The sequence below is a fragment of the Homoserinimonas sp. genome, from assembly GCF_056262345.1.
The window spans coordinates 1-3,328 of record NZ_JBACFR010000010.1 but is presented as its reverse complement, the minus strand read 5'-3'; the positions used below and the strand labels follow the sequence as shown (position 1 = coordinate 3,328).

The 3,328-nt window shown below is 63.3% G+C and carries 5 protein-coding genes; 2 read left to right on the top strand and 3 right to left on the bottom strand.

The window, feature by feature from the left end; genetic code table 11:
• Both AC062T_RS00615 and AC062T_RS00610 read left to right on the top strand, forming a co-directional pair.
• Positions 1-213 (top strand): LysR substrate-binding domain-containing protein (locus AC062T_RS00615; protein ID WP_476026390.1); only part of this gene is annotated, 213 nt, incomplete at its 5' end.
• A 125-nt stretch (positions 214-338) separates the two neighbouring features.
• Complete coding sequence (locus tag AC062T_RS00610) at positions 339-1,292, top strand: LysR family transcriptional regulator (protein ID WP_476026388.1); 954 nt, start codon at positions 339-341, stop codon at positions 1,290-1,292.
• Here the strand turns inward: AC062T_RS00610 and AC062T_RS00605 are convergent.
• The 3 genes from AC062T_RS00605 to AC062T_RS00595 all read right to left on the bottom strand — a co-directional run.
• Positions 1,289-2,242, bottom strand: coding sequence for a sugar kinase (locus AC062T_RS00605; RefSeq protein WP_476026386.1), 954 nt, complete (start codon positions 2,240-2,242; stop codon positions 1,289-1,291). The genes AC062T_RS00610 and AC062T_RS00605 overlap by 4 nt on opposite strands.
• A gap of 11 nt (positions 2,243-2,253) precedes the next feature.
• On the bottom strand, positions 2,254-2,910 hold the full coding sequence (locus AC062T_RS00600; RefSeq protein ID WP_476026384.1) for an RraA family protein: 657 nt from the start codon (positions 2,908-2,910) through the stop codon (positions 2,254-2,256).
• A partial coding sequence (locus tag AC062T_RS00595; RefSeq protein ID WP_476026382.1) for a bifunctional 4-hydroxy-2-oxoglutarate aldolase/2-dehydro-3-deoxy-phosphogluconate aldolase occupies positions 2,907-3,328 on the bottom strand: 422 nt, incomplete at its 5' end. The genes AC062T_RS00600 and AC062T_RS00595, both read right to left, overlap by 4 nt.

Genomic DNA, 3,328 nt, shown 5'->3' with positions numbered 1-3,328 from the left:
GACTCCCAGACCGCTCTCGTACAGGCCGGACTCGGAATAGCCCTCATACCCCGTCTCGGTCGCCACCCACTTCCCCACGGCGTGGTCGCTGTCCCCACCCATGACCCGGTCTCGACCCGCGACATAACCGCTCTGCACCGCGACAGCATGGCCGACTCGCCCGCGGTGGCTGCAGTACTCGAAGCGATGCTCGCCCAGGCGGCACTCGCATGATGCGGCAGTAGAACCACTGCGCGAACCACGCAGACCAATAGGACGTGCACCAATAGACTGGCCCCGTCGAACAATGGAGTCGGTGTGCCTTTCATTTTGTGTCTCACGATCACGCGGGTTTCGCGATGAGTTCAACCTCGCTCGATGGCATCCGGCTCGAGTGGCTAACGAGCTTTCTCGCAGTGGTGGATTTCGGTGGATTCGCCGCGGCCGCTGAAAACTCGTTTCGAAGCCAACCCCGCATCAGTACCCACGTCGCCGAACTCGAGCGTCAGCTTGGAGCGGTGCTCTTTGACCGACGAGAGCGCCCGGTGCGGCTCACCGATGCTGGGATCGCTTTTCTCGAACACGCCCGTCGAGTGCTCACCTCTCTCGATGCGGGTGTCTCGTCCGTACAGGCCGTCATCGGGCTGCTCAGGGGTGGGGTTCGCCTCGGTTGGCACCCCAGCGCCGGGGCAGCTTTCGGCCCGGCGCTCCTCCGCGAGTTTCGAAGTCTGCATCCCGGGGTGGTCGTCAGCCTGCTGGAGGCCTCGGCACCCGAGCTGACTACGGCTCTGCACGACGGCGAGGTTGATGTTGTCATTCGCCCCATGCTGCCGCTGCCCAAGGAACCCGGCATGCAGCACCACCCTCTGTGGGAGGAGCCGCTTGTTGCCGTACTCCCCGAATCGCACTCCCTTGCTGACCGCGACTACGTTTCAGTCAACGAACTCGCCATGCATCCCCTCATCACCATTGGCCCCGGTGGGAGCGACTCAGATTCTGCACACGAGGTGCAGCGCGTTTTCACTCAGTCGGGCCTGGCGCCGTCCTTCGCCTATAGAACCAATCTTCCGCAGACGCTCGTCAACCTCTCCCGAGACGGGCTGGGTATCGGGGTCACAAATCTCCTTGCGGCGGCCGTCTCGGAGACGTCCGGGATGCGGATCATTCCGCTGCGAGAATCGTCGCACCGTCGTCAAGTCGCTGTTTTCTGGAACAGCGCCAGACCTCTCCAACCCGCATCCCGTGCACTGATCGATCTCACCGTCCAACTCCCGGCGCCCGCCGCAGTGCGGCAATACCAACGCGGCGCTTAGGCCTCCGTCGCGACACTCGCAACAAGCTCACGGAACAGGTCGTCGGCCCTGTGCCGCGGTGGGATAGGGCTCACTGCCCCCAGATTCTGGACGACCTGCGATGCGGCTGCCGCAGCAAACATGGCACCCTCGGCCGCTGGCCTCCCTTCGAGCATCGACACGGCAAACGCCGCGTCGAAGGTGTCCCCAGCGCCCGTGGGATCTTTTGCGCGAACAGCAAGAGCCGGCACCGCCGTGTATTCATCGGCGCTCGCGACGATTGCTCCGGAGCCTCCCATCTTGAGGACGACTAGAGGCGCACCGAGTTCCAACAACTCCTGTGTTATCGCCCGCGGGTCCTCGTACCCGGTCAAGAGCCTCCCTTCGTCGAGATTGGGCAGCACAACGTCGCATAAGCCGATCGTGTAGCGGGCAACGGCCCGCGCCGTATGCAACGGCCACAGGGTCGGCCGAATGTTGGGGTCATACGTCACGAGCGTCTCGGCAGCGCGCGCACGCTCGATCGCGGCAAACACCGTCTCGCTTGCTGTTGCACTTATCGCCTGGGTGATTCCGGTGACATGCAAGATCTTCGCCTGTTCGATCCATCCGTCGGGAAGATCTGCGGGCGAGAGATACGACGCAGCGGAGCCTGCGCGGCGATAGACAAATTCGCTCGTCGCGCCGTACCGCATGATGAAGTAAAGCCCGGTGGGGTGATGCTCATCGATGACAATCTGAGAGGTGTCCACCCCCTCCTCATGCCACAACTGCTGGAGGAGTCCTCCGAACGAGTCGGCACCAACTCGGCTCAGATACCCGCTGGCCCCGCCAAGACGGGCGACGGCAACGGCAAAGTTGGAGCTGTCGCCACCGAATCCAATACTGAAGAGGGAGCCGGTGCGGGGTCCGCCGACCGATTCGGCGTTGAACTCCACCATGGGCTCGCCGAAAGAGACAATATCTGGCACTGTGTGTCCCCTCAGATGCGGTTGTACTTGGCGAGACCGACCGCGAGCGAACCCGACTCGAGAATGAGCTTGGTCTGCTCTCTCTCCCGTTCTTCGATCTCTTGGGCGAGCTCAAGGGTCTGAGAAACAAGCTGCTGCGGCACGACGACGACACCGTCACGGTCCGCCACGATCAGGTCGCCCTGGTCGACCGCCACTCCCCCGATGGTGATGCGCTCTCCGCGCGAAAGCGTCTTGAATCGACCTACTGTCGTCGCGGGCGATGTGGCCTTCGCGAACACCGTAAAGGCGAAGTCTCTCTCGATTTCGGTGACATCCCGAACGCCGGTGTCGAGGACCACGCCCGCGATCCCCCGAGCAACAGACCCTGCGGTCATGAGGCCTCCCCAAGCGGCAACGTTGCTGACGCCGCCGTTATCGATCACGATCACCGCTCCGGGCTCAGCGGCATCAATCGCCTCGAGGGCGTGCTGGGGCGGAACCGATTCCTCCGTAGGCCCCTCCTTCACCGTCATCGCCGGTCCAACGAGCTTGCCGCCCGTGATCTGGTTGATGCCTGAGACGTAGCCGTGCACTCCCAGTGACTGCAGAGCGTCAGAGACGGATGCCGTCGCGATCGCGTGGAACGCATCAATGGTCTCAGGGCTATAGGTGGTCGTCATGGTCATCGTGCCTTTCGTTGTGGTGTTGAGAGTTCGGAGCGGGCCGCAGCGACGGCCGCGATGCAGGCCGCTGCTTCAGCCCGGATAGATTCCGCGACACTGTCGTCAACCGGCCCGCTGGGGCTCAGTGCCCCGCCAACGCCAGCAGCGAAACATCCGACGGAGATCCAATCGGAGATCGTCGCCGACGAGATGCCTCCGCTCGGAATAATCGCCAGATCCGGGAGGGGCGCAAGAACGGACGTGACATATTCGGGGCCGACTGTGGCCGCCGGGAACAACTTGACGGCTGCGCACCCCGCCGAAGTTGCCCGCATCATTTCGGAAGGGGTCAGCACTCCTGGAATCACGAGCACATCGTTCAGTAGCCCGAACTCGACGATGTCGTCGTCATACCCCGGGCTCACCAGGAATCGCGCGCCTG

Excerpts from the sequence above, each read along its gene's own strand:
- AC062T_RS00610 (WP_476026388.1), top strand. The coding sequence starts at position 339 with ATGAGTTCAACCTCGCTCGATGGCATCCGGCTCGAGTGGCTAACGAGC.
- AC062T_RS00600 (WP_476026384.1), bottom strand. The coding sequence starts at position 2,910 with ATGACCATGACGACCACCTATAGCCCTGAGACCATTGATGCGTTCCAC.